The sequence below is a fragment of the Pseudorhodoferax aquiterrae genome (genome assembly GCF_014652235.1).
Lineage (GTDB): Bacteria > Pseudomonadota > Gammaproteobacteria > Burkholderiales > Burkholderiaceae_C > Pseudorhodoferax > Pseudorhodoferax aquiterrae.
This window is the reverse complement of record NZ_BMYK01000014.1, coordinates 59,651-84,024: the sequence shown is the minus strand read 5'-3', so window position 1 is coordinate 84,024 and position 24,374 is coordinate 59,651. Positions and strand designations below refer to the sequence as shown.

At 69.8% G+C, this 24,374-nt stretch carries 26 protein-coding genes; 13 read left to right on the top strand and 13 right to left on the bottom strand.

Annotated elements, in window-relative coordinates; all coding sequences use genetic code 11:
* Window positions 1-44 precede the first annotated feature (44 nt).
* Window positions 45-836: a THxN family PEP-CTERM protein gene (locus tag IE209_RS20210; RefSeq protein ID WP_189688710.1), complete on the top strand. Its 792-nt coding sequence runs from the start codon at window positions 45-47 to the stop codon at window positions 834-836.
* Here the strand turns inward: IE209_RS20210 and IE209_RS34355 are convergent.
* A complete protein-coding gene (locus IE209_RS34355; protein WP_189688709.1) occupies window positions 833-2,440 on the bottom strand; it encodes an IclR family transcriptional regulator in 1,608 nt (535 codons plus the stop codon). The genes IE209_RS20210 and IE209_RS34355 overlap by 4 nt on opposite strands.
* A 131-nt stretch (window positions 2,441-2,571) precedes the next feature.
* Between IE209_RS34355 and IE209_RS20200 the strand changes: the two genes are divergently transcribed.
* The 4 genes from IE209_RS20200 to IE209_RS20185 are packed head-to-tail and all read left to right on the top strand — an operon-like array spanning window position 2,572 to window position 6,946.
* Window positions 2,572-3,774 carry a CaiB/BaiF CoA transferase family protein gene (locus IE209_RS20200; protein WP_189688708.1) on the top strand — a complete coding sequence of 401 codons (1,203 nt, stop codon included), beginning with the start codon at window positions 2,572-2,574 and terminating at the stop codon, window positions 3,772-3,774.
* Between the two features lie 17 nt (window positions 3,775-3,791).
* On the top strand, window positions 3,792-4,955 hold the full coding sequence (locus IE209_RS20195) for an acyl-CoA dehydrogenase family protein (protein WP_189688707.1): 1,164 nt from the start codon (window positions 3,792-3,794) through the stop codon (window positions 4,953-4,955).
* 19 nt (window positions 4,956-4,974) lie between these two features.
* Window positions 4,975-5,952 carry a tripartite tricarboxylate transporter substrate binding protein gene (locus tag IE209_RS20190; RefSeq protein ID WP_189688706.1) on the top strand — a complete coding sequence of 326 codons (978 nt, stop codon included), beginning with the start codon at window positions 4,975-4,977 and terminating at the stop codon, window positions 5,950-5,952.
* 1 nt (window position 5,953) lies between these two features.
* The gene (locus IE209_RS20185; protein WP_189688705.1) at window positions 5,954-6,946 is read left to right on the top strand and encodes an acrylyl-CoA reductase family protein; all 993 of its coding nucleotides are present in this window, start codon (window positions 5,954-5,956) and stop codon (window positions 6,944-6,946) included.
* Here IE209_RS20185 and IE209_RS20180 read toward each other — a convergent pair.
* A complete protein-coding gene (locus IE209_RS20180) occupies window positions 6,943-7,980 on the bottom strand; it encodes a GGDEF domain-containing protein (RefSeq protein WP_189688704.1) in 1,038 nt (345 codons plus the stop codon). The two genes, IE209_RS20185 and IE209_RS20180, sit on opposite strands and share 4 nt — an antisense overlap.
* A gap of 205 nt (window positions 7,981-8,185) precedes the next feature.
* Between IE209_RS20180 and IE209_RS20175 the strand changes: the two genes are divergently transcribed.
* Entirely contained in the window at window positions 8,186-8,626 is a 441-nt protein-coding gene (locus IE209_RS20175) for a hypothetical protein (RefSeq protein WP_189688703.1), read from the top strand.
* On the opposite strand, the gene IE209_RS20170 is transcribed toward IE209_RS20175, so the two are convergent.
* Window positions 8,623-8,826: a hypothetical protein gene (locus IE209_RS20170; RefSeq protein WP_189688702.1), complete on the bottom strand. Its 204-nt coding sequence runs from the start codon at window positions 8,824-8,826 to the stop codon at window positions 8,623-8,625. The genes IE209_RS20175 and IE209_RS20170 overlap by 4 nt on opposite strands.
* Window positions 8,823-9,674, bottom strand: coding sequence for a hypothetical protein (locus IE209_RS20165; protein WP_189688701.1), 852 nt, complete (start codon window positions 9,672-9,674; stop codon window positions 8,823-8,825). The genes IE209_RS20170 and IE209_RS20165 overlap by 4 nt, the downstream gene beginning before the upstream one ends.
* A gap of 191 nt (window positions 9,675-9,865) precedes the next feature.
* On the opposite strand from IE209_RS20165, the gene IE209_RS20160 reads away from it, so the two are divergent.
* Window positions 9,866-10,165: a nucleotidyltransferase family protein gene (locus IE209_RS20160; RefSeq protein WP_189688700.1), complete on the top strand. Its 300-nt coding sequence runs from the start codon at window positions 9,866-9,868 to the stop codon at window positions 10,163-10,165.
* Between the two features lie 126 nt (window positions 10,166-10,291).
* On the opposite strand, the gene proX is transcribed toward IE209_RS20160, so the two are convergent.
* Genes proX through proV form a run of 3 tightly spaced genes read right to left on the bottom strand, consistent with a single transcriptional unit; the run spans window position 10,292 to window position 13,768 of the window.
* The gene (proX, locus tag IE209_RS20155) at window positions 10,292-11,296 is read right to left on the bottom strand and encodes a glycine betaine/L-proline ABC transporter substrate-binding protein ProX (RefSeq protein WP_189688699.1); all 1,005 of its coding nucleotides are present in this window, start codon (window positions 11,294-11,296) and stop codon (window positions 10,292-10,294) included.
* Window positions 11,297-11,318: 22 nt separating this feature from the next.
* Window positions 11,319-12,548, bottom strand: coding sequence for a glycine betaine/L-proline ABC transporter permease ProW (gene proW / locus IE209_RS20150; protein WP_189688698.1), 1,230 nt, complete (start codon window positions 12,546-12,548; stop codon window positions 11,319-11,321).
* A 20-nt stretch (window positions 12,549-12,568) separates the two neighbouring features.
* Window positions 12,569-13,768 (bottom strand): glycine betaine/L-proline ABC transporter ATP-binding protein ProV, encoded by a 1,200-nt coding sequence (gene proV, locus IE209_RS20145; RefSeq protein WP_189688697.1) that lies wholly within the window; start codon window positions 13,766-13,768, stop codon window positions 12,569-12,571.
* Window positions 13,769-14,226: 458 nt separating this feature from the next.
* Between proV and IE209_RS20140 the strand changes: the two genes are divergently transcribed.
* Both IE209_RS20140 and IE209_RS20135 read left to right on the top strand, forming a co-directional pair.
* Window positions 14,227-14,505, top strand: coding sequence for a BrnT family toxin (locus IE209_RS20140; RefSeq protein ID WP_189688696.1), 279 nt, complete (start codon window positions 14,227-14,229; stop codon window positions 14,503-14,505).
* A complete protein-coding gene (locus tag IE209_RS20135) occupies window positions 14,492-14,767 on the top strand; it encodes a BrnA antitoxin family protein (protein WP_373305391.1) in 276 nt (91 codons plus the stop codon). Before IE209_RS20140 ends, IE209_RS20135 begins: the two co-directional genes overlap by 14 nt.
* A 27-nt stretch (window positions 14,768-14,794) precedes the next feature.
* Here the strand turns inward: IE209_RS20135 and IE209_RS20130 are convergent, their stop codons facing one another.
* Complete coding sequence (locus tag IE209_RS20130) at window positions 14,795-15,358, bottom strand: TIGR00645 family protein (protein WP_373305390.1); 564 nt, start codon at window positions 15,356-15,358, stop codon at window positions 14,795-14,797.
* 178 nt (window positions 15,359-15,536) lie between these two features.
* Here IE209_RS20130 and acs point away from each other — a divergent pair, with 178 nt between their 5' ends.
* Window positions 15,537-17,522 (top strand): acetate--CoA ligase, encoded by a 1,986-nt coding sequence (gene acs, locus IE209_RS20125; RefSeq protein ID WP_189688693.1) that lies wholly within the window; start codon window positions 15,537-15,539, stop codon window positions 17,520-17,522.
* 1 nt (window position 17,523) lies between these two features.
* On the opposite strand, the gene IE209_RS20120 is transcribed toward acs, so the two are convergent.
* The 3 genes from IE209_RS20120 to IE209_RS20110 form a co-directional block, all read right to left on the bottom strand.
* Window positions 17,524-18,138, bottom strand: a complete 615-nt coding sequence (locus IE209_RS20120) for a glutathione S-transferase family protein (RefSeq protein ID WP_189688692.1) — start codon at window positions 18,136-18,138, stop codon at window positions 17,524-17,526.
* A gap of 53 nt (window positions 18,139-18,191) precedes the next feature.
* Window positions 18,192-18,905: a helix-turn-helix transcriptional regulator gene (locus IE209_RS20115; protein WP_189688691.1), complete on the bottom strand. Its 714-nt coding sequence runs from the start codon at window positions 18,903-18,905 to the stop codon at window positions 18,192-18,194.
* A gap of 86 nt (window positions 18,906-18,991) precedes the next feature.
* On the bottom strand, window positions 18,992-19,303 hold the full coding sequence (locus IE209_RS20110) for a c-type cytochrome (protein ID WP_145545553.1): 312 nt from the start codon (window positions 19,301-19,303) through the stop codon (window positions 18,992-18,994).
* A gap of 93 nt (window positions 19,304-19,396) precedes the next feature.
* Here IE209_RS20110 and IE209_RS20105 point away from each other — a divergent pair, with 93 nt between their 5' ends.
* Window positions 19,397-19,639 (top strand): TIGR04438 family Trp-rich protein, encoded by a 243-nt coding sequence (locus IE209_RS20105; RefSeq protein ID WP_189688690.1) that lies wholly within the window; start codon window positions 19,397-19,399, stop codon window positions 19,637-19,639.
* 190 nt (window positions 19,640-19,829) lie between these two features.
* Here IE209_RS20105 and ilvD read toward each other — a convergent pair whose 3' ends face one another.
* Window positions 19,830-21,521 (bottom strand): dihydroxy-acid dehydratase, encoded by a 1,692-nt coding sequence (gene ilvD, locus IE209_RS20100; protein ID WP_189688689.1) that lies wholly within the window; start codon window positions 21,519-21,521, stop codon window positions 19,830-19,832.
* A gap of 97 nt (window positions 21,522-21,618) precedes the next feature.
* Here ilvD and IE209_RS20095 point away from each other — a divergent pair, with 97 nt between their 5' ends.
* On the top strand, window positions 21,619-22,551 hold the full coding sequence (locus IE209_RS20095) for a LysR family transcriptional regulator (RefSeq protein ID WP_189688688.1): 933 nt from the start codon (window positions 21,619-21,621) through the stop codon (window positions 22,549-22,551).
* 8 nt (window positions 22,552-22,559) lie between these two features.
* Here the strand turns inward: IE209_RS20095 and IE209_RS20090 are convergent, their stop codons facing one another.
* Window positions 22,560-23,477, bottom strand: a complete 918-nt coding sequence (locus IE209_RS20090) for a LysR family transcriptional regulator (protein WP_189688687.1) — start codon at window positions 23,475-23,477, stop codon at window positions 22,560-22,562.
* A 102-nt stretch (window positions 23,478-23,579) separates the two neighbouring features.
* Here IE209_RS20090 and IE209_RS20085 point away from each other — a divergent pair, with 102 nt between their 5' ends.
* Window positions 23,580-24,353 carry an SDR family oxidoreductase gene (locus IE209_RS20085; protein ID WP_189688686.1) on the top strand — a complete coding sequence of 258 codons (774 nt, stop codon included), beginning with the start codon at window positions 23,580-23,582 and terminating at the stop codon, window positions 24,351-24,353.
* The last annotated feature ends 21 nt before the right edge of the window (window positions 24,354-24,374 follow it).

Sequence of the window (24,374 nt, the reverse complement as noted above, 5' to 3'; positions counted from 1 at the left end):
AAACGGTATCGGCACCCCATGATTTCGATAACCCGGAGCAGAAAATGAAATTGGTGAAATCAGGTCTTCTTGCCGCAGCGGCCTTTTCAGCCCTGCCGGCATTCGCATCGCAGGTGATGCAGTGGGATTACGTGGTCGACAGTGCCTTCAACGCGGCCGCGACCACGTTCTCGTCCGGACGCGCGTCTAGCAACGGCACGGTGGCTCCGTCCAACCTGCAGATCAGCTGGGGCGCGGCGAACGGCAGCGTGGGCGTGAACCGCAGTGCGCTGGAGATCTCGGCCACGCCCAGCAGCGGCGTGCTGGTGACCGACGGCGCTTCGCAGCTCGCGAACACCTACACCCATGTCAACAATGGCAACCTCGGCCGCAACAGCGTCTCGCTGCTGACCACGCAGATCGACGCGCAGCTGCAGCTGCGTCCCAGCGGCTCGGGCCTGCCCTACGCCTCCTACCTGGCGAGCTACACCATCAACTTCGCGGAGACGCCCAACACGCCCGGCACCTGCGTGGTGCAAAGCGCGGTCGCCTGCGACGACATCTTCGTGATCTCCGGTTCGCTGAACGAGGCCTTCGTCTACGACGGCTTCGAGTACTTCGTGAGCTTCTTCGCGGCACCCGCGCTGAACACCCTGGACGACGCCGTTTGCGCGGCTGCCGGCGCGGGTTCGGGCTGCATCGGCTTCACCACGCAGGAGTTCATGTCGACGGCCGTGAACTTCAACCTGGCGATCACGAGCCGGGCGATCGAAGTGCCGGAACCCGGTTCGATCGCCTTGCTGGGCGCGGGCCTGCTCGGGCTGGTCGGCCTGCGCCGCCGCGCGCCGCGCGCCTAAGCCGCGAGCGAGGCTTCGAGCGCGTGCACCAGCTCGGTCAGCGCGCTGCCCAGTGCCAGCACCGTGCGTGAGGGCAGCGGCTGCGGCGCCAGCACGCCGCAGTTCAGCACGAAGCGGATCGCGTCCACGGGCTGCGTGAAGGGCACGGCCACGGCCTCGATCTCGGGCCGGAAATCGCGCGAGCTGCAGTGGCCGTGGCGCGCGAACTGCGCCATGGCGCGCTCCACCACGCCCGCATGCCGGCGCGCCGCGGCCGGGTCGCGCACGGCGATCTCGTTGAGCACGGCGCGGCGTTCGGCCGGGCGCGCGCCGCACAGCCAGGCGCGGCCCATGGCCGTGGCCAGCATGGGCATCACGGCGCCGGTGTCGGGCGGCAGCAGCCGGCCGTCGGTGCGCCAGGCGGTCTGCACGTAGACCATGCCGGCCTGGTGGCGCAGGCCCAGCGAGACCGCGCCGCCGATCTTCTGCGACAGCGCCAGCATGCCCGGCCGCGCCAGCGCGCGCAGCCGCAGGCCGGCCAGCATGGGGTAGGCGATGGCCACGGTGCCCGCACCCAGGCGGTAGCCGCTGCTGCCCAGCGGGTCGCGCCGTAACAGTCCCAGCTGCACCAGCGTGTAGGTGAGCCGCACCACGGTCTGCGGTGACAGGCCGAGCCGCCGCGCGAGCTGGGCATTGCCCAGCACCTCGTCGCCGGGCTCGAAGCAGGCCAGCAGGTCCAGGCCGCGCGCCAGCGTCTGCGCCGCGGCATGGGCAGCGTCCTCGCCGGCACGCCGCCGCGCTGGTGCTGGCGCCGGCGGCGCTGGCCAGGGGGCGGGCGGCGCAGCGCCGCTGGATTCGGCCCGCCATTCCTGCTCGATGCGCCGGGCCAGGGCCAGCAGCCGCGGCGCGACAAGGCCGGCCAGCTCGCCCGGTGCCAGGCGCCGGGCCGGCAGGCCGCAGTTGAGCACCAGGCGCTCGCCGCCCAGGCGCACATCCAGCGGCACGGCCACGGCGTGCACCCCGCTGTGGAAATGGCCGGGCGAGAAGCACAGGCCGCGGTGCGCGAAATCGCGACCGGCCTGGGCCAGCGCAGGCGCCCAGGCCGCCAGCTGGGCTGGCGCGTGCGCGCGCAGCGCGGCCAGCGCCTCGGCGCGCTCCCCGGGCGCGGCGCTGGCCAGCCAGGCGCGGCCGACGGCACTGGCCAGCAGCGGCAGGGTGGCGCCCACGTCGGGCAGGAAGGCCGAAGGCTGGTGCCAGCGGCAGGTCTCCACGTAGACCATCTGGTGGTGCTTGCGCATGGCCAGCGACACCGCGCCGCCGAGTTCCTCGGCCAGCAGGCCCATGGGCAGCCGCGCGAGCCGGCGCACCCCCAGGCTGGCCAGCAGCGGGTAGCCCAGCGTGAGCGCAGTGCTGCCCAGCCGGTAGCGCCGCGTGCCGGCGTCGAACAGCAGCAGTCCCCGCGCGAGCAGCAATGTGCTCAGGCGCGAGACGCTGGCCTTGGACAGACCGGTGCGCTCGGCCAGCTGCTTGTTGGACAGGCCGGCCGGCGCGTCGGCGAATGCGTCGAGCAGCGCCAGGCCGTGGGCGAGGCTGCTGGCGTAGCGGGGATCGGTGGCGGCGGGCACGCGTTCAATATAGCGAAACAAGGATTGGCGCCGGATGGTGGCCCACCTAAGCTGCGCGCCGGATCGACCCCGAACGACAGGAGACCCCGGATGCGAACGAACGACTGTGCAGCGCTGCACGAGGCGGCCCCATGAGCCCGGCGAGCCGCCACGCCACGTCAGGCCCGCTGAGCGGCCTGCGCATCCTGGACATGGCCACCGTGGTGGCCGCCCCGTTCGGCGCCACGCTGTGCGCCGATGCCGGCGCGGAGGTCGTCAAGCTCGAACTGCCCGAGGGCAACGACCCGCTGCGCGGCCTGGCACCCACCGGCCTGTACTGGAAGGTGCTGAACCGCGGCAAGGCCGGCATCTCGCTGGACGTGCGCAAGCCCGAGGGCCGCGCGCTGTTCCTCCGGCTGATCGCCGGCTTCGACATCCTGGTGGAGAACTTCCGCCCCGGCACGCTGGACCGCTGGGGCCTGGACTGGGCCACGCTGCAGGCGGCCAACCCGCGCCTGTCTGTGCTGCGGCTCACGGGCTTCGGCCAGACCGGACCCTATGCGGGGCGGCCCGGCTTCGCGCGCATCTTCGAAGCCATGGGCGGGCTGGCCCACCTGACGGGCGAGGCCGGCGGCCATCCGCTGCACATCAACTTCCCAGTGGGCGATGCGGTGGCCGGCCTGTTCGGCGCTTTCGCCATCGCGAGTCTGGCGGCCGAGCGGGCGCGCGACCCGCAGGCGCCGGGTCGCGAGGTCGATCTCTCGGCCACCGAGGCGCTGTTGCGCGTGCTGGAGCCGCTGGCGGCCGAGCACGAATGCCTGGGCGAGGTGCGCGGGCGCAGCGGCGCGCGCGCCAGCTACACGGCGCCGTCCAACATCTACCGCACGCAGGACGGGCAGTGGATCACGCTGGTCGGCTCGTCGGACGCGATCTTCCGCCGGCTCTGCGCCGCGATGGACGCGCCGGCCCTGGCCGACGATCCGCGCTTTGCGAGCAACCCGGCGCGCGTGCGCCACCTGGACGAGGTCGACGGCGCCATCGCCGCCTGGTTCGCCGCGCACGGCTTCGCGGCCCTGGCCGAACGGCTCGAGGCGCATGGCGTGCCGTTCAGCAAGATCTATTCGATCGCCGACGCGCTGGCAGACCCGCACTACCGCGCGCGTGGCGCGTTCTGGCGCCTGCCCGATCCCGAGCTGGGCTCCTTGCCGGCGCCGGCCGCGGTGCCGCGCTTCGGTGCCGCGCCGCCACCGCCGCGCACGGGCCCGGCCTGCGGCGAGCACAACGAAGCCGTCTACGGCACGCTGGGCCTCACGGCATCCGACCTGGCCGCCCTGCGCGCCGCCCACGTGATTTGAAGAAGGAGAACACGCACATGATCCGCGACCCCGAGGCATTCCGCGAACTGCTGGCCAACGTGCGCCGCCAGGTGCGCGAACAGATGATCCCGCGCGAGGCCGAGGTCGAGCGGCTGGATGCCGTGCCGGACGACCTGGTCGCCGACCTGGCGCGCAGCGGCTACTTCGGCTGGTCCATCCCCGAGGCCTATGGCGGCGCCGGCATGACGACCGAAGAACTGGTGCTGGCCGCGATGGAGCTGTCGCAGGCCTCGGTGGCCTTCCGCGCCCGTGTGGGCACGAACACCGGCATCGGCTCCGAGGCGCTGGTGGCCGACGGCACGCCGGCGCAGAAGGACCGCTACCTGCCGCGCATGGCGCGCGGCGAGCTGACGGGCTGCTTCGCGCTGACCGAGCCCGGGGCTGGCTCGGACGCCGTGGCGCTGCAGACCAGCGCGGTGCGCGACGGTGACCACTACGTGCTGAACGGCAGCAAGTGCTTCATCACCAATGCGCCCATCGCCGGGCTGTTCACGGTGATGGCGCGCACCGATCCCGAGGACCGCTCGGCCCGCGGCATCACGGCCTTCCTGGTCGAGCGCGAGACGCCGGGCCTGTCCACGGGCCAGCCCTACGACAAGATGGGCCAGGCCGGCTCGCCCGTCTCGGAAGTGTTCTTCGCCGACTGCCGCGTGCATGCGGACCAGATCGTGGGCGGCGCCCAGAACACCGGCAACGGCTTCAAGACCGCGATGAAGGTGCTCAACAAGCAGCGCATCCACCTGGCCGCGCTGTGCACCGGGCCGGCCATCCGCATGCTGGACGAGGCCGTGGCCCATGTGACGCAGCGCCGCCAGTTCGGCCAGGCGGTGGCGGAGTTCCAGCTCGTGCAGGCGCTGATCGCCGACTGCCAGACCGAGATCCACGCGGCGCGCGCGCTGATCCTGGAGACGGCCCGTGCGCGCGATGCCGGCGAGGACGTGACCATGCAGGCGTCGATGTGCAAGTACTTCGCCTCGGAGATGTGCGGCCGCGTGGCCGACCGCTGCGTGCAGATGCTGGGTGGCACCGGCTTCATCCGCGGCCATGCGATCGAGCGCTTCTACCGCGACGTGCGCCTGTTCCGCCTGTACGAGGGCACCAGCCAGATCCACCAGCTCAACATCGCCAAGCGCACGCTGGCGCGCGCCGGGCAGCACTGAACCACCCCGAGGAGACGACATGCACCAACCCCTGTTCGCGCGCCGCGCCGTCGGCGCCTGCCTGCTGGCCCTTGCCGCACTTGTGCCTGCGGCCCATGCGGCCGACTACCCCGACAAGCCCGTGCGCATCATCGTGCCCTATGCGCCGGGCGGCGGTGCGGACACGGCGGCGCGCGCCATCGGCCAGCGCCTGACCGAGGTCTTCGGCCAGAGCTTCATCGTCGAGAACAAGGCCGGCGCCGCGACGCAGACCGGCACGCTCGCGGTGACGCGCGCCGCGCCCGACGGCTACACGCTGCTGCTGGGCACGGCCAACCTCGCGACCAATGCCGTGCTGTTCGACAAGCTGCCCTACGACGCGCAGCGCGACCTCACGCCGATCTCGCTCATCACCAAGGCGCCGGTCTACGTGGTGGTCCACGCCGATTCGAAGGTCTTGGACCTGAAGGGCCTGATCGCGCAGACGCGCAGCACCAAGGACGGGCTCAGCTACGGCACGGCCGGCAACGGCAGCATCCCGCACCTGGCCGGCGAGCTGTTCCGCGCGAACACCCAGGCGCGGCTGCTGCACGTGCCCTACAAGGGCAGTTCGGAGGCGGTGGCGGCGCTGGTGGGCAAGCAGATCGACCTCAGCTTCGACAACCTGCCGCCCACCAACAGCATGATCAAGGCGGGCAAGCTGCGCCCGCTGGCCGTGGCCGCCGCCAGGCGCAGCGCGCTGTTGCCGGACGTGCCGACCACGGGCGAGCTGGGCGTGCCCATGGAGGCCTCGTCCTGGTGGGGCCTGCTGGCGCCCGCCGGCACGCCGCGGGCCATCGTCGCCAAGCTCAACAAGGCCATGGTGGACGCTCTGGCCACGCCGCAGATGCGCGAGCACCTGGCGCGCCTGGGCATCGAGCCCGAGAGCTGCAGCCCGGCCGAGTTCACGGCGCTGATCCAGGCCGAGACGGACAAGTGGGGCCGCGTGGCCAAGGCCGCCGGCATCAAGGCGGATTGAGATGCGGCCCGAACGCTTCCGCGCCTTCCGGCTGCACCAGGAGGCCGCTGGTGGCCCGGTGGCCGGCCGCTTCGTCGAGCTCGGCGTGGACGATCTCTCGCCCGGCGAGCTGCTGGTCCGCGTGGCCTACACCAGCGTCAACTACAAGGACGCGCTGGCCGCGGCCGGCCTGAACCAGATCGTGCGGCAGTACCCGCGCATCGGCGGCATCGACCTGGCCGGCGAGGTGGTGGCCTCGGACGATCCGCGCTTCGCGCCGGGCGATGCGGTGCTCGTGCACGGCTTCGGCATCGGCGTCGACCACGACGGCGGCCATGCCGAGTTCGCCCGCGTGCGTGCCGACTGGGCGCTCCCGCTGCCGGCCGGGCTGAGCCTGGAGGAGGCCGGCACGCTGGGCGTGGCCGGCTACACGGCTGCGCTGTGCGTGCACTGGATGGAACACAACGGCCTGGCGCCAGGCGGCCTGCCGGTGCTGGTGACGGGGGCCAGCGGCGGCGTGGCCAGTGTGGCCATCGACATCCTGGCCGGGCGCGGCTACGAGGTCGTCGCGGTCAGCGGCAAGGGCGACGCCGACGGCTACCTGCGCGCGCTGGGCGCGGCGCGTGTGCTGGCGCCGGATGCGGCCGCGGGCGCCGGCCGCGCGCTGGACAAGGCGCAGTGGGCCGGTGCCGTGGACGCCGTGGGCGGCGCGATGCTGGCCTGGCTGCTGCGCAGTGCGGCACCGGAGGGCGTCATCACGAGCTTCGGCAACGCCGGCGGCGCCGAGCTGCAGACCACGGTGCTGCCGCTGATCCTGCGCGGCGTGCGGCTCATCGGCATCAACGCCAACAGCCCGATGCCGCTGCGCCGGACCGTGTGGGCGCGGCTGGCCAGCGACTACAAGCCGCGCTACCTGGCGCGCATCGCGCAGCAGCTGCCGTTCGCGCAGCTGCCCGAGGCCATGGCGCGCATGCGCGCACGTGGCACGCGCGGGCGCATGGTGTTGGGGTTCTAGACGGCGCGCTTGGCCGCGTACATGGCCTTGTCCGCCGCCTCCAGCAGCTCGCTCTCGGTCATGAACTGCTCGGGGCCGGTGCCGGCCACGCCGGCGGCGACCGAGAACTCGGGGAACAGGGCTGTGAAGGCTTCGGCGATCTTCTCGGCGATGCCCTCGGCCACGTCGGGCGCGGCGTCGGGAAGGATCACGCAGAACTCGTCGCCGCCCACGCGGCAGGCGAAGTCGGTGCTGCGGCAGCTCTTGGCGATGGCCTCGCCCAGCGCGCGCAGCACCTCGTCGCCCTTGGCATGGCCGAAGGTGTCGTTGATGAACTTGAACTTGTTGACGTCCATGTAGACCAGCGACACCTGGCTCTTGCGCCGCTGCGCGGCATTGAGTTCGCGTGTCAGCGCCATGGTCATGCCGCGCTTGTTGTACAGCTCGGTGAGCGGATCGCGCTCGGCGTGCGTGCTCAGGATCTTGGACTTCTGCTCCAGTGCATGGGCATAGGTTTCGATGCGCTTCTTGGCGCTCTCCATGGCGCTGAGCAGCGTGCCGATGTAGGTGTCGAAGACCAGGGCGTTGTCGAAGTTCATGAGCTTGTCGAGCGCACGCAGCACGTCCAGCAGCGTGCTGCGGTCCTCGATCTCGTGGGCCAGCACCTCGGACAGCAGGTACTTGAGCGTGCAGGCGGCCGACAGGAACAGCTTGGGCTCCACCCCGATGCGCTTGTGCACGAGGCCGATGCGCAGGCGGCCGTTGACGTAGGCGTGGCCGTAGTCGCCCGCGAACAGGTCCTGGATGTAGCGGGTCTGCGCGGCGCGCAGCCGGGCGAGCGTGTCGGCGTCGCCGATCAGCAGCGCGATCTCGTCGAAGGCGGTCTGCTTCTCGTAGAACCGGGCGACGATGTAGGCCAGCTTGCGTTCGATCACGGGTTGCTGCGCCGCGAGCAGATCGAGTTCGCGCTGGGTGAGGTCCAGCAGCTCCATGCGCCGGATGATCTCCATCTCGTTGATGTTGAACTGCTCCAGCAGCGTCTTCGCAATGTGCACGGCGGGTTCCTCGTCGGGGCGGTCTGCGGCTGGGATGTGTGCGCTGTACGCCGCGGAGCGGGCGATTTCGGCCAGCCTTTGGGTCAAATCCAGGCGTTCTTTGACCCGGTCCTGTTGACAAATGGTAGCAGCTGTGGCGCGTGGCGCCTGCGTGGGGCGGGGGGCGTCATGCACTACCATGGCCGGCCGCTGAACCGCCACCACGATGCCCATGCGCCCCATTCCCGCGCTGGCCTGCTCGGCCCTGCTGCTGCTCCTGCCCGGCCTGGCCGCGGCCCAGAAGATCGAGGTCGACCGCGAGACCTACCTGGCGCGCTGCACCGCGCTGCTGTACCCGCTGGACGAACTGCTGCTGAACCGCCTGTCCAAGGAGGCCGGCTTTTCCGCCAAGGCCATGGCCTATCTGCGCGCCAGCCGCGACGTGTGCGGCTGCAGCTTCGAGCAGGCGCAGCTGGCGCTCAACCCGCGCCGGCTGCTGCTGTTCGCGCACCGTGGTTTCGAGCCCGTGGAGCAGGGCATCGGCCAGGTGTTCGAGCCGGCCGACCGCGAGGCGGTGGCCAAGTTCGAGAAGGAGCACAAGGGCTACCGGCGCTGCGCCGAGACCTTCGAGCGGCGCGTGCAGGAGGCGGCCGAGGCGCCGCGCTAGCTGCCGTCGGCCAGGCGCTGGATGCGGATGGCACGGCCGGCCCAGGTGCCGCCCGGTGGCAAGGCCAGGATGGCGGCCTTCTGCGCGGCGCTGAGGTCCTTCTCCTGCTGGACGTAGCTCTCGCTCACGCGGATGCTGCGCGGGCGCGGGTCGTGGGGGTCGGGCAGGATCAGGCTGATCTCGTAGGTGGCTGTCGTCATGCAGCGATTTTCTGTGATGGCCGCGTCCGCCGCGCCTGCGCCTGCAGCGCGAGCCGCGGCGCATGGACCAGGCCGATGCTGGCCCACACGCCCACGCTGAAGTACAGCGTCATCCAGACGACCTCGGTCTTCCAGTCGGCCCACTGCGTGGACACGACCACGCGGCCCGCCATGTCGGCCACACCGGCGCCCAGGCCGAGATAGGCGCGGCCCGCCGCCTCGTCGGCCAGCCAGCGCTGCCAGTACATCGGCACGTCGACCGCGAACATGTACAGCGCGTAGGCGGCGGCGGCCGCCACCCACAGCGCCAGCACCGGCCGCTGGGCCGGCGCCACGCGCGGCCACAGGGTGGCCAGGCACAGCGCCACCAGCGCGGCGCACAGGCCCCACAGGCTTTCCTCGATGGTGTGCCCCAGGTTGGAGGTGCTCAGCACCGAGTACCAGGAGAAGCATTCGGCGACGAGGATCAGCGGCACGATCTGCAGCGCGACCAGGCGCGCCACGGGGCGGTCGCCGCCGCGCGTGGTGTCCTGGAGCATGAGCGCCCATTGCGCGGCGAAACACAGCTCGGCCAGGGTCGCGACGGAACGGCCCACCAGCGCGTTGGACCAGGGCGCATCGACCATGACCAGGCGCGGGATGTCGTAGACCGGCACGACCGAGCGGAACGCGCAACCGAACACGTAGCCGGCCGACAGCCACAGCTGCAGCCGGCGCAGCCCGTGCCAGCGCGCGTCGCAGGGCAGGTCGCCGCGGTGCACGCGCCAGGCGGTCCAGCTCCAGAGGCCGATGTTGAGGAGGGCGACCGTCCACAGGGTGGTGCGCCACAGGGTGATGGGCTCAGCCATGGCGGGCCGGCCGCGGACGGTGGTGCTTGTTGTTGTGCGGGTGCATGGCCTGTGCCTTGTTGTTCTGCCCGATGGGGCGAACATCGACGCTACGCCGTGGGCCGCTTGGCGTCTGTAGGACATGCCCGGATGCGCCGCGCGCTTGGGCGGGGGCGTTGAGTTGCGGACGGCGCCTCCCGTATCATGGCCCGATGCTGCTCGGACCGGTTCAACGCCAACACATCGCGGACATCTGCCGCCGCTACAGCGTACAGCGCCTGCAGATGTTCGGATCGGTCGCACGTGGCGACGAGACACTGGCCAGCGATGTCGATCTGCTGGTGGAATTTGCGCCCGGTCGGGCACCGAGCGGCTTTGCGCTGGTCGACCTGCAGGACGAACTGTCCGCGGTGTTCGAAGGGCGCGCAGTGGACCTGGCGTTTCCGTCGGTGCTCGACAACCCGTTCCGGCGCCGCGCCATCGAGCCGGAACTCAAGCCCCCGTTCCAATGACGGCGGACCGGCTCCCGGCGCATCTGCACGACATGCGCGGCTTCGTGCGCGAATTGCGGGGCATGCTGGCCGGCATGGAGGTGCAGGAGTTCCTCGTCAGCCGCTGACCGGGCGTCCGGGCCGCGGTCAGTCCGCGGCCGCCGCGCGCGCCTGCGCGATCCAGTCGTCGAAGGTCTTCTGGTGCGCCTTGATCCAGCCATCGGTGTGGCGCGCGATGTCGGCGGCCTTGTTCTCGCCGTTGCGCATGCGCAGGTTCTGCGCGTTGATGTCGGCCACGGGCAGCTGCATCACCGACAGCAGCTTGGCCGCGGCCGGATTGGCCTCGGCGAAAGCCTTGTTGACCACGATGTGCTGCGTGTTCGGCACGAAGCCGTAGTTCTGGCCATTGGGCAGCTTGGTGTCCGTGCCCTTCTGCGCGCCGGGCAGCGAGGAGAACGGCACCTGCAGCCAGACCACGTCGCTGCCGGGCTTGAGCACGCCGCTGACCCAGTACGGAGTCCAGGTGTAGTACAGGATGGGCTTGCCTTCCTGGTGGCGCGTGATGGTGTCGGCCATCAGCGCGGCGTAGCTGCCCTGCACGTGCTGGACGGTGTTGGCGATGCCGTAGGCCTGCAGGTGGTGGTTGATGACGCCCTCGCAGCCCCAGCCCGGGTTGCAGCCCGTGAGGTTGGCCTTGCCGTCGCCGTCGGTGTCGAACAGCTTGGCGATGGCCGGGTCCTTGAGCTGGTCGATGCTGCGGATCTTGTGCGCCTCGGCCGTCTTCTTGTCGATCAGGTAACCCTGCAGTGCGTTGGTCGAGTAGGTGCCCTGGCGCCAGAGCTTGGCCGCGCCGCCGGCGTTCTTGAAGAAGTCGTCGTGCAGCGGGTTCCAGCTGGCGGCCATCAGCGTGGCGTCGCCGTTGGCGATGGCCACATAGGCCGTCGCGTACTCGATCTCGCGGATGGGCTGCACGTCGTAGCCCAGCTTCTCCAGCGCGCGGCTGACCAGCAGGGTCTGGAAGGTCTCTTCGGCGATCGAGCTTTGCAGCGGTTGCACCTGGATGCCCTTGCCGGGCAGGTTCTGGGCCATGCCGGCTGCAGAGACGGCCAGCAGGCCGGCCGCGAAGGCGATGCGAAGGGTCGGGAATGTCATGCGAAGGCTCCTTTCTGGGGATTCAGTGGATGCGTGCGGCCAGGGCGGCCGTCGCGTCGGAAGCGGTGTGTTCGGCCCTGGCGGCTGGCCGGGGCCTGCGCTGCAGGGCGCGCACGAGCAGGCCGGCCGGGCCGGTCTGCCACCAGTGGCGCACCCCTTTCCCGTTCTCGCGGCGGGCCTGCCCCATGGCCTGGGTGATGCGGTCCAGCGTGATGGCCAGGAGCACGATGCCCAGGCCGCCCACGGTGGCCAGGCCCATGTCCAGCCGGCCGATGCCGCGCAGCACCATCTGGCCCAGGCCGCCCACGGCGATCATGGAGGCGATGACGACCATGGACAGCGACAGCATCAGCGCCTGGTTGATGCCGGCCATGATGGACGGCATGGCCAGCGGCAGCTGCACCTTGGTCAGCAGCTGCCAGGGCGAGGCGCCGTAGGCACGCGCGGCCTCGATCAGGTCGGGGCGCACCTGGCGGATGCCCAGCGTGGTGAGCCGCACCAGTGGCGGCAGCGCGAACACGATGGTCACGATCACGCCCGGTACGTTGCCGATGCCGAACAGCATGACCACGGGCACCAGGTAGACGAAGGCCGGCGTGGTCTGCATGGCGTCCAGCACGGGGCGGGCGATGCGGTTGGCGCGGTCGCTCGAGGCCAGCAGGATGCCCAGCGGCAGGCCCAGCACCAGGCAGAAGGCCAGCGAGGTCAGCACCAGCGACAACGTGACCATGGCTTCGGGCCAGATGCCCAGCATGGCCACGAGCATGAGCGAGATGACGCCGCCGATGGCCACGGCACGGCCTGCGAACTGCCAGGCCAAGAGGCCCAGCAGCGCGATCATGGCCACGGTGGGCACGGACTGCAGCAGGCCTTCGACGCTGGACAGCGTGGCGTCGATGGGGCCGCGCACGGTCTGGAAGAAGGGGCGGAAGTGCTCCACCGTCCAGGCCAGGCCGTGGTTGATCCAGGACTCCACGGGCAGGCTGCCGTCCCACAGCTGCGTGAGCGAGAAGCCGTCGGGCGCCGTGGACGCGGCGTCGGTGGCGGCGCCGAGCCAGTCGCTGCCGGCGGCAGCATCGGTGCCGGCGGACCAGGCGTCGGTGCTGTCGGTGGCAGGTGCTGCGTCGGCGGCGCCCCAGGGATCGGCGGCCGGGGCGGACGGCACGGCGGGCGCAGCGTCGGGTGCCGAGCTCGCCCAGGGATCTGCGCCCGGCGTGAGGTCGGTCTGGGCGAGGGTGGTGTTGTCGTTCATGTGGGATCCTCCTCGATGGGTCAGTCGCTGTTCTTGTCCATGAAGCGCAGCAGCGTGGTCTTGCTGATCGCGCCGATGTAGCGGCCCTGGTCGTCGACCACGGGCAGCGGCCAGGGCGACTGCGCCACCTGGCCGAACAATTCGTTCACGGGGTGGATGGCGGCCACGGTCTGCACGCCGGGCAGGAAGGCGCGCGCGAGGCCCAGCGTGCCTTCGTGGTCCTTCAGTGCGGTGCGCAGCGAATCGGCCGAGACCATGCCCAGGAAGCGCTGCTGCGGGTCGACCACGTAGGCGAACTCGCGGTCCTGGTCTTCCAGCATCTTGAGCGCGGGGCGGGCGCCGCGGGCGGGGTTCTCGGACACCACGACCTGGCTGCGCCGCGCGATGTCGCCGGCCTTGAAGACCTTGGCGGCGTCCACGCCGCGCACGAAGTTGCGCACGTAGTCGTCGGCCGGGTTGCGCAGGATCTCCTCCGGCGTGCCGACCTGCACGACCTGGCCGTCCTTCATGATGGCGATGCGGTCGCCGATGCGCATGGCCTCGTCCAGGTCGTGCGAGATGAACACGATGGTGCGGCGCTTGACCTGCTGCAGGCGCAGCAGCTCGCTCTGCATGTCGGTGCGGATGATGGGGTCCAGGGCCGAGAACGCCTCGTCCATGAGCAGGATGGAGGGGTCGGAGGCCAGCGCCCGCGCCAGGCCCACGCGCTGCTGCATGCCGCCCGAAAGCTCGTCGGGGTAGCTGTCGCCCCAGCCGGCCAGGCCGACCTGGGCCAGCGCATCGTCGGCCGCGGCCAGGCGCTGGGCCTTGGGCACGCCGGCCAGTTCCAGGCCGAAGGCGGTGTTGTCGCGCACGGTCATGTGCGGCATCAGCGCGAAGGACTGGAACACCATGCTGATGTCCTTGCGGCGCAGTGCGCGCAAGGCACGGCTGCCGTGCTGGAAGATGTCTTCGCCATCGACCACGACGCGGCCGGCGCTGGGCTCGATGAGGCGGTTGAGCAGGCGCACGAGCGTGGACTTGCCCGAACCCGACAGGCCCATGATCACGAAGATCTCGCCGGCCTGGATGTGGAAGTGGGCGTCGAAGACGCCGATGGACTGGCCGGTCTCGGCCAGGATTTCCTGTTTGGTCTTGCCGTCGCGCACGAGCGCGAGTGCGGCGTCGGGATCGTCGCCGAAGACCTTGAACACATGGTCGATCTGGATGTCTTTTGCCATTGCGGCGGGCCTCCTGGAAGGTGGGCTTGGCAATGGCCGCCTGGATGGCGCAGGCGGCCGCGATCCGCAGCCGCAAGGGCAGGCACTGAAGACGACGGAGCCGCAGCCAGCGCCTGTCACACACCGTGGGGTCCGTTCAGCGGCCTGGTCGAGGGGGCTGGACGGGGCGGTATGACGCGGCGTCGGTTGGCTGGAAAACCAGCCGGATGCCGGGCGGACCCGGCGGGGGATGTCTGGCGCCGCGACGGGAGGCGAGGTGCTCCGCGAGTAGCGCTCAGACCGTCAACAGATGTTGTTGACTGGTTGAAAGCGCGGAATTGTAACTTTTCGATCTAAGGAATGTCAAGCCATGACCCATTTCCAAGCCATCCGCTGCGTTGACGCAGCGGCGCCGCGGGCATGGTGCAGGGCCCTCGGCACGTTCGCCATTCTGGCTTTTTGTCAATACAATTTGCTCTATGCACATCGCGTTCGATGCCGGCAAGAACGACAGGAACATCGCAGAGCGCGGCCTGTCTTTTACCGAGGTCACCGCATTCGACTTCGGTACCGCGCTCGTCTGCGAAGACGACCGCAAGGCCTATCCCGAAGTCCGGTACGTGGCCATCGGCTTTCTTCGTCGGCGTCTGCACGTGCTGTGCTTCACGCCGATCGACGCGGGCATCCGTGTCATCAGTTTTCGCAAGGCGAACAACCGGGAGATCAAAGCTTATGAGCAAGCGCATGCCCATGACTGATGCGGACGGAGAGGTCCGTGAGATCACGGCCGAGGACCTCGCGGCCTTCCGGCCGGCCCACGAGGTGCTGCCCGCCGGACTGCAGGCGACGCTCGGCGTCCGCCGCAGGGGGCCTCAGAAAGAGCCGACCAAGGCGGTGACGACGCTCCGCTTGGATCCGGACATCCTCGCTGCGTTGAAGGCCACAGGCCCTGGCTGGCAGACCCGCGTCAACGACGCTCTGCGGGCCGACATCCGTGCGGGCCGGATCAGGGCCGCTTGAGGGGCGGCAAGGCCGGACGCCCGCCTCTCAGTGCTTGCCGTTGCCCGACATCAGCTTGTCGGTGTAGGCGATGGCCATGGCCGACAGCAGGAAGGCGATGTGGATCACGGTCTGCGCGACGAGCACCTTCTCGCTGTAGTTGTCGGCGTTGATGAAGGTCTTGAGCAGGTGGATGGAGCTGATGCCGATGATGGACATGGCCAGCTTGACCTTGAGCACCGAGGCGTTCACGTGGCTCAGCCATTCGGGCTGGTCCTCGTGGCCTTCCAGGTTCATGCGGCTCACGAAGGTCTCGTAGCCGCCCACGATGACCATGATCAACAGGTTGGAGATCATGACCACGTCGATCAATGCCAGCACCACCAGCATGATGACCGTCTCGTTGAGCGTGGTGATGGGCGCGTCGGTCTTGTAGCCGATGCTGCTGATGAGGGCCTGCAGCGCAGTCTGGCTGCCGAAGGCGGCCTCGACCAGGTGCGTGAGCTCGACCAGGAAATGCACCACGTAGACCGCCTGCGCCACGATCAGGCCCAGGTACAGGGGCAGCTGCAGCCAGCGGCTGGCGAAGATCAGCTTGGGCAGGGGACGCATCGGGGAGCGGCTGGACAGATTCGGGTCGGACATGGAAGGGCGCAAAAGCGGGGACGCGCGATTGTAGGGATTGCCCGTGCCCGCAAAATGAAGGCGAGGTGTCGGCTGTCAGCCTGCTGTAAAGGCCGGCTTCCACAGTCCACGCCGCTTCGCACCCACCACAAAAGGAGACAGATCCATGAGCGCCATCGAATCCGTGCTGGTCGAGAACCGGGTGTTCGAGCCGCCCGCCGCTGCCGTGCAGGGCGCCCGCATCGCCGGCATGGCCGCCTACCAGGCGCTGTGCGACGAGGCGGCGCGCGACCCCGACGGTTTCTGGGCGCGGCTGGCGCGCGAAAACCTGGCCTGGACCCGCCCCTTCACGCGCGTGCTGGACGAATCCAATGCGCCGTTCTACCGCTGGTTCGACGACGGCCAGCTCAACGTCTCGGCCAACTGCCTGGACCGGCACATGGGCACGCCCGTGCAGGACAAGACGGCCATCGTGTTCGAGGCCGACGACGGCGCCGTCACGCGCGTGAGCTACAAGGAGTTGCTGGGTCGCGTGGCGCAGTTCGCCAACGCGCTCCAAGCCCAGGGCATCGGCAAGGGCGACCGCGTGGTGGTCTACATGCCCATGGGCGTGGAAGGGATCGTGGCCATGCAGGCCTGCGCGCGCATCGGCGCCACGCACTCCGTGGTGTTCGGCGGTTTCTCGGCCAAGGCGCTGCAGGAACGCATCATCGACGCCGGCGCCGTGGCCGTGGTGACGGCCAACTACCAGCTGCGCGGCGGCAAGGAGCTGCCGCTCAAGTCCATCGTCGACGACGCCATCGCCCTGGGCGGCTGCACCACGCTCAGGACCGTGCTGGTCTACGAACGCACGCCCACGGCCTGGAACAGGGTCGAGGGGCGCGACAAGACCTTTGCCGAAGCGCTGGCCGGCCAGGCCACGGAATGCGCGCCCGTGCCGGTCGATGCCGAGCACCCGCTGTTCATCCTCTACACCTCGGGCTCCACGGGCAAACCCAAGGGCGTGCAGCATTCCAGCGCGGGCTACCTGCTGTGGGCCAGGCTCACGATGGACTGGACCTTCGACCTGCGGCCGGACGACCTGTTCTGGTGCACGGCCGACATCGGCTGGATCACGGGCCACAGCTACGTGGCCTACGGGCCGCTGGCCGCCGGCGCCACACAGCTGGTGTTCGAGGGCATCCCGACCTTCCCGCATGCAGGACGCTTCTGGCAGATGATCGACAAGCACAAGGTCTCGATCTTCTACACGGCGCCCACGGCCATCCGCTCGCTGATCAAGGCGGCCGAGACCGACGAGAAGGTGCACCCGAAGAACTGGAACCTGCAGAGCCTGCGCATCCTGGGTTCGGTCGGCGAGCCGATCAATCCCGAGGCCTGGATGTGGTACCACCGGAACGTGGGCGGAGAGCGCTGCCCCATCGTCGACACCTTCTGGCAGACCGAGACCGGCGGCCACGTGATCACGCCGCTGCCGGGTGCCACGCCGCTGGTGCCGGGCTCGTGCACGCTGCCGCTGCCCGGCATCGCGGCTGCCATCGTCGACGAGACCGGCAAAGACATGCCCCACGGCGCAGGCGGCATGCTGGTCATCAAGCGGCCCTGGCCCTCGATGATCCGCACGATCTGGAACGACCCCGAGCGCTTCAAGAAGGCCTACTTTCCCGAAGAGATGGGCGGTCGCATCTACCTGGCCGGCGACGGCGCGGTGCGCTCGGCGGACCGCGGCTACTTCCGCATCACGGGCCGCATCGACGACGTGCTCAACGTCTCCGGCCACCGGCTTGGGACCATGGAGATCGAGTCGGCCCTGGTGGCCAAGACCGACCTCGTGGCCGAGGCCGCCGTGGTCGGCCGGCCCGACGACGTGACGGGCGAGGCCGTCTGCGCCTTCGTGGTCCTGAAGCGCGCGCGGCCCACGGGCGAGGAGGCCAAGGCCATTGCGGCCGAACTGCGCAACTGGGTGGCCAAGGAGATCGGGCCCATCGCCAAGCCCAAGGACATCCGCTTCGGCGACAACCTGCCCAAGACGCGCAGCGGCAAGATCATGCGGCGGCTGCTGCGGTCCATCGCCAAGGGCGAGGCGATCACGCAGGACACGAGCACTTTGGAAAATCCCGCAATCCTGGAGCAACTCGCCCAGTCGAACTGAGTTAGCCGCGCGCCGGAATCGGGCCGTCCAGTTCGTTGGCACGCGCGGCCGCCGGGCGCTTGCGGTGCAGTTCGACGAAGCGCGTGAACGCGGGCAGCGCCGGCAGCAGCTGGAACTGCAGGTACCAGCCGATGTAGGCCGAGACGAGCAGGTCGGCGGCCGTGAAGTGGTCGCCCGCCAGGTGGTCGCGGCCTTCCACGGCGCCGGCCAGCGTCTGCACGAGGTCTTCCTCGGTGCCGAAGCCGGCCATGCCCGGGTCGGGCAGCTGGACGCCGGTTGACTTGGCCACCATGAGCTGCTCCAGCGGCCCCATGAAGCTGATCCAGCGGTAGTAGGGGCCGCGCGCCGGGCTGCCTGCGGGCGGCGCGAGCTTCTTCTCGGGCACGAGGTCGGCCAGGTACATGCAGATGGCGGCGTTCTCGGTCACCACGGTGTCGCCGTGGCGGATCGCCGGTACCTTGCCCATGGGGTTGATGGCGCGGTAGGCGGGCGCCTTCATGCTGGTGCCGTATTCCAGGATTTCGGTCTGGTAGGGCAGGCCGGTTTCCTCGAGCATCCAGCGCGTCACGCGGGCGCGCGACATGGGGTTGGTGTAGAAGGTCAGTGCGGCATTCATGGTGCAGGTCCTTTGGTTGGGAGGGAGTGGCACCAGTGTCGCGGGGGCCGGTGTCAGCTTCTGTCAGCAGCGTCCATGTGGCGCGCGTGGCCCATCTGCACGCTCCAGCGGCGGATCAGCAGGTGGCGGCGTTCGGGATAGCGTTCGCCCGTGTCGGCGAGGTCGCGCACGCGGTCGGCACGGAAGTGCCGGAAGTCCTGCCGCAGTTCGCACCAGGCCGCCACCAGCCGCGCCTGGTCGAAAAAGGCCAGCGCGAAGGGCCACACGCGCCGCCGCGTGGTCCGGCCGGCCTCGTCGAGGTAGTCGAGCCACACGGCATGCTCGGCCCGCACGGCCTGGCGCAGCGCCGGTAGCCAGGGGGCGCTGGGATACGGGTCCGCGCGCGGCGGCACGAACAGGCCGCTGGTCTCCACGGCCAGGCGCAGCGTCTCGGGCAGCGTGCTGCCGATGCGGTTGACGACGCCCTGGGCAGCCTGTGCCAGCGCCGGGTCGGCGGACTGGCTGGCCACCCAGCGTGCGCCCAGCACCAGGGCTTCGAGTTCCTCTTCGCTGAACATCAGCGGTGGCAGCGTGAAGCCGGGCCGCAGCACATAGCCCACGCCTGGATCGCCCTCGATGCGCGCGCCCTGTTCGCGCAGCGTGGCGATGTCGCGGTACAGCGTGCGCAGGCTGATGCCGGCCTGGGCTGCCAGCTGTGCCCCGGGCAGCGGGCGGCGGTGGGCACGCAGACGTTCCAGCAGGTGCAGCAGGCGGGCGGCTCTCGACATGGTGGCAGTTTAGGCAGGCGTGCGGTGGCGAACGCCCACAAAAAAGCCCGCGGCGCGGCGGGCTCCTGGCGCGAGGCGGGGCGTGTTCAGTTCAGGCTCAACACCCATGCGGCCAGCTTCTTGGCATCGGCCTCGTTGACCTGCGGGTTCGCGGGCATGGGCACCGGACCCCAGACGCCCGAGCCGCCCTTCTGGATCTTGACGGCCAGCTTGTCGGCCGCGCTGCCGTCGCCCTTGTACTTGGCGGCGATGTCCTTGTAGGCCGGGCCGACCAGCTTCTTGTCGACGGCGTGGCAGGCCATGCAGTTCTTGGACTTGGCCAGCGCTTCGTCGGCCCAGCTCGGCAGGGCCAGCACACCGCCTGCGAGCAGCACGGCGCCGAGCAACACTTGTTTCATCGTTCTTCCTCGTGGGGGTTGGGGTACAGTCTTCCGACCCATTCTAGAGAGCAGGGTTCCCCGGCTCGCCGAAACACGCACAAGGAGGCCGTCATGTATCTGCTGGGTCTGGGCCTGGTGCTGCTGCTGCTCAAGTGGGCGCAGTGGGGGCCCGTGGCGGGGTGGGCCTGGTGGGTGGTGCTGGCGCCGTTCGGTCTGGCCATCCTGTGGTGGGCCTGGGCCGACGCCTCGGGCTACACCAAGCGCAAGGCCATGGAGCGCGAGGCGGCACGCAAGGCCGCCCGCGTCGACCGCCAGCGCGATGCGCTGGGGCTGAATCCCCGGAAGCGGCGCTGAGGCCCTCGGCCCTCCCCCTCCCGCTTGCCGCTTGCAAGGCACAGAGGCGGCACGCATGCAAAGGCTCAGAAGGCCGCGGAGCAGGCCATGCCAGCGGACGCCGCGGAACGGGCTCTGCCCGGCCGCTGGCGGCGCCCCCTGGGGGGTATAGGACTTCTACACGCAGTGAGAAGTCCAGACGGGGGCGATTTCAATAATCGTCCAGCACCGCGCCCTTGCTGGCGGTGGAAGCGTTGAACGCGAACTTGGCCTGCACGCCGCGCGTGTAGCGCGGCGCGGGCGGCGTCCAGCCCTCGCGGCGCTTGGCGATCTCGGCCTCGGGCACGTTGAGTTCGAGCTTGAGTTGGTGCGCGTCGATCGTGATGGAGTCACCCTCGTGCACGAAGGCGATGGTGCCGCCGGCCGCGGCCTCGGGCGCCACGTGGCCGACCACCATGCCCCAGGTGCCGCCGGAGAAACGGCCGTCGGTGATCAGGCCGACAGACTCGCCCAGGCCGGCGCCGATCAGCGCGCCCGTGGGCGCCAGCATCTCGGGCATGCCGGGGCCGCCCTTGGGGCCCAGGTAGCGCAGCACCATCACGTCGCCGGCCCGGATCTTGCCGTCCAGGATGGCCTTCAGCGCCGACTGCTCGTCGTCGAACACGCGGGCCGGGCCGGTGATGACGGGGTTCTTGAGGCCCGTGATCTTGGCCACGGCGCCTTCGGGCGACAGGTTGCCCTTGAGGATGGCCAGGTGGCCTTCGGCGTACATGGGGTTGCTGATCGGGCGGATCACGTCCTGGTCGGCGCGCAGCGGCGGCACGTCGGCCAGCGTCTCGGCGATGGTCTTGCCCGTGATCGTGATGCAGTCGCCGTGCAGCAGGCCGGCGTCCAGCAACACCTTCATGACGGCGGGAATGCCGCCGGCCTGGTGCAGGTCCACGGCCAGGTACTTGCCGCTGGGCTTCAGGTCGCAGATCACGGGGATCTTCTTGCGCATGCGCTCGAAGTCGTCGATGGACCATTCCACACCGGCCGCGTGGGCGATGGCCAGGAAGTGCAGCACGGCATTGGTGGAGCCCCCCGTGGCCATGATCACGGCCACGGCGTTCTCGATGGCCTTGCGGGTGACGATGTCGCGCGGCTTCAGGTCCTTCCTGATCGCCTCGATCAGCACCTTGGCCGATTCCTTGGCCGAGTTCTGCTTCTCGTCGTGCGGGTTGGCCATGGTGGACGAGTAGGGCAGGCTCATGCCCAGGGCTTCGAAGGCGCTGGACATGGTGTTGGCCGTGTACATGCCGCCGCACGAGCCCGTGCCCGGGATGGCGCGCTTCTCGATCTCAGTCAGGTCGTGGTCGCTGAGCTTGCCGGCCGCGTTCTCGCCCACGGCCTCGAACACGCTGACGATGTTGAGGTCCTTGCCCTGGTAGCGGCCCGGCAGGATGGTGCCGCCGTAGACGTAGATGGCCGGCACGTTGGCGCGCAGCATGCCCATCATGCCGCCCGGCATGTTCTTGTCGCAGCCGCCCACCACGAGCACGCCATCCATCCACTGGCCGCCCACGCAGGTCTCGATGCAGTCGGAGATGACCTCGCGGCTCACGAGGGAGTACTTCATGCCCTCGGTGCCCATGGCCATGCCGTCCGAGATCGTGGGCGTGCCGAACACCTGGGCGTTGCCGCCCGCTTCCTCGATGCCGGCGATGGCTGCGTCGGCCAGCTTCTGCAGGCCGCTGTTGCACGGCGTGATCGTGGAATGGCCGTTGGCCACGCCGACCATGGGCTTCTTGAAGTCGCCTTCCTCGTAGCCCATGGCGTAGAACATGGAGCGGTTGGGTGCGCGCGACTTGCCTTCGGTGATGTTGGCCGAGCGGCGGTTGATCTGGATGGTCTTGGTTTCCATCGTGTCTCTCTCGTGGGGAACAGGGGAGCGCGCAGTATGCCAACGATGCTTGATTGGTTCCAATCGCTTTTGCAGCGCTCATTGATATGCTTGGCATATGAAAAACCCGGTGTCGCCCGACCTGCGCGTGTGGCGCCAGTTCGCCGTGCTGGCCGAGGAACTGCACTTCGGCCGCGCGGCGCAGCGCCTGCACATGACGCAGCCGCCGCTGACCCAGGCCATCGCCCAGCTCGAGAAGGGCCTGGGCGTGGCGTTGTTCGAGCGCACGCGCCGGCGTGTGGGCCTGACGCCGGCTGGCGAGGCGCTGCTGCCCGAGGTGCGCGAACTGCTGGCGCGGGCCGAAGCCCTGCCGGCGCTGGCGCGGGCGGCGGCCACGGGCGAGCACGGCCGCGTGCGGCTGGCCTTCGTGTCCACCGTGGGCTTCGCGCAGCTGCCGCTGTGGGTGCGCGACTTCCATGCCGAGAGCCCCGGCGTGGCGCTGGAGCTCATGGAGGCCACGGGCGACGTGCAGCTGGACGCCTTCGCGCGCGGCAGCATCGACGCCGGCCTCATGCTGCACGCGCCGGGTCAGGCGCCGGCCGGGCTGGATCGGCTGGTGGTCGGCCAGGAGCCGCTGGTGCTGGCGCTGGGCGCGCGCCATGCGCTGGCACGGCTGGACCCGTTGCCGCTGGCCGCCGTGCTGGCCGAACCGCTGGTGCTGTTCCCGCGCCGCATCCTGCCATCGCTGCACGACGCGGTGGTGGAGATGTACCGCGCCCAGGGCACGGTGCCGCGCGTGGCGCAGGAGGCGATCCAGATGCAGACCATCGTGAACCTGGTCTGGGGCGGCAATGGCCTGGCCTGGGTACCGGCCAGCGTGATGCAGTTCCGCCGCGCCGGGGTGGTCTACCGCGAAGCGGCCCGGCTGGCCCTGGGCCGCAAGCGGCCGGTGCTGCCGGTCTGCGAGACCAGCCTGGTCTGGCCGGCCGGGGCGATGTCGCCCGCGCTGGCGCGTTTCGTCGACTTCGTGCGCGCGCGCAGCCCGGCCTGACCGCGCGCTCAGCTTGCCGCTCGGTCCAGATGGGGACGGAGCAGGTCCTCGATCCAGTGGCCGAAGGCCTGCACACGGTCCGCCAGATGGCGGCGGTGCGGATAGACCAGGTGCACGGGCAGGGCCGGCGGGCACCATGGCGACAGCACCTCGACCAGGGCGCCGCTCTCCAGGTGGTCCTGCACGTCGTAGGCCGGCACCTGCACCAGTCCCACGCCGGCCAGCGCGCAGGCGATGTAGGTTTCCACATTGCCGGCCGCCACATCGCCGGGCAGCATGGCCGAGCGCGTGCGGCCGTCCTCGGTCCATTCCCAGGGCGCGTATCGCCCGCCTGCAGCAGCGGCGTAGTTCACCTGGCGGTGCTGCTGGGTCAGCAGGTCGTGCATGTCGCGCGGCGTGCCGTGGCGCGCGAGATAGCGCGGGCTGGCGCAGCTGATCACCGCGAAGGAACCGAGCGGACGCGCCACCAGGCTGCTGGGCGCCAGCGGGCCCACGCGCAGCGCGCAGTCCACGCCATCGTGCACCAGGTCCACGGCGCGGTCGCTGGAACCGAGCTCCAGCTCCACGCCGGGATGGCGGGCCAGGAACTCGGGCAGCGCCGGCGCCACCAGCCGGTGGGCGATGCGGCTGGGCATCTCCACGCGCAGCCGGCCTCGGAGCCCCTGGCCGGCCGCGCTGAACTGCTGCTCCAGCGCCTCCATCCCGTGGACCAGGGAGCGCGCGCGCTCCAGCAGGCTCTCGCCCTCGGCCGTGAGCCGCACCCGCCGGGTAGTTCTGTGCAGCAGACGCGCGCCAAGACGGGCCTCGAGCTGCTGCAGCGCGCCCGAGACGCTGGCGCGCGGCAAGCCGAGCTGGTCCGCTGCGAGAGTGAAGCTGCTGCACTGCGCGATGCGCAGAAAGATCCTCAGGTGGTCCAGCCGGTCCATGATTGTTCGTGATTCCTGGATGGTGTAGACAGGAGAGCCGACTTTATCCTGATTGTTTCCAAACATAGACTTCTCTCTCCATTCCATACAAAGGGGTAATGAATGTCTTCTCCGACCTTGAAGGACAAAGTGGCTGTCATCAGCGGCGGTGGTAAGAACCTGGGAGCCTTGATCGCCCACCAGTTCGCCGATGCCGGCGTGCGCGGTCTGGTTCTTCACTACAACAGCGATGGTTCGCGCGACGAGACGGAAAGAACCGCGGCCGCGCTGAAGGCCAAGGGCGTTGGCGTCCTCACCTTCCAGGGCGACCTGTCCGTGGTCGAGAACTGCGTGCAGCTCTTTGACCGCGCCGTGTCTCAGTTCGGCGAGCTCAACGTCGCGATCAACACCGCCGGTGTCGTGATCAAGAAGCCCATCCTGCAGATCACCGAGGCCGACTACGAAAAGAGCTTCGCGGCCAACTCCAAGGCGGCGTTCTTCTTCATCCAGCAGGCCGGCCGCGTGCTGGCCGAGCGCGGCAGCATCGTCACCATCGTCAGTTCGCTGCTGGCGGCCTACACCGATTCCTACGCCGTCTACCCCGGCAGCAAGGCGCCGGTGGAGCACTACACGCGCGCGGCCTCCAAGGAGTTCGGCGCCCGCGGCATCAGCGTCAACGCCATCGGCCCCGGCCCCATGGACACGCCGTTCTTCTACGGCCAGGAATCCAAGGAGTCGACGGCCTACCACTCGTCCGCGGCCGCGCTGTCGGGCTACTCCAAGAAGGGACTGACGGACATCGAGGACATCGCCCCCATCGTCAAGTTCCTGGTGACCGAAGGCTGGTGGATCACGGGCCAGACCATCTTCGCCAACGGCGGCTACACCACCCGCTGAACGTTGCGGCACGCGCCGCCG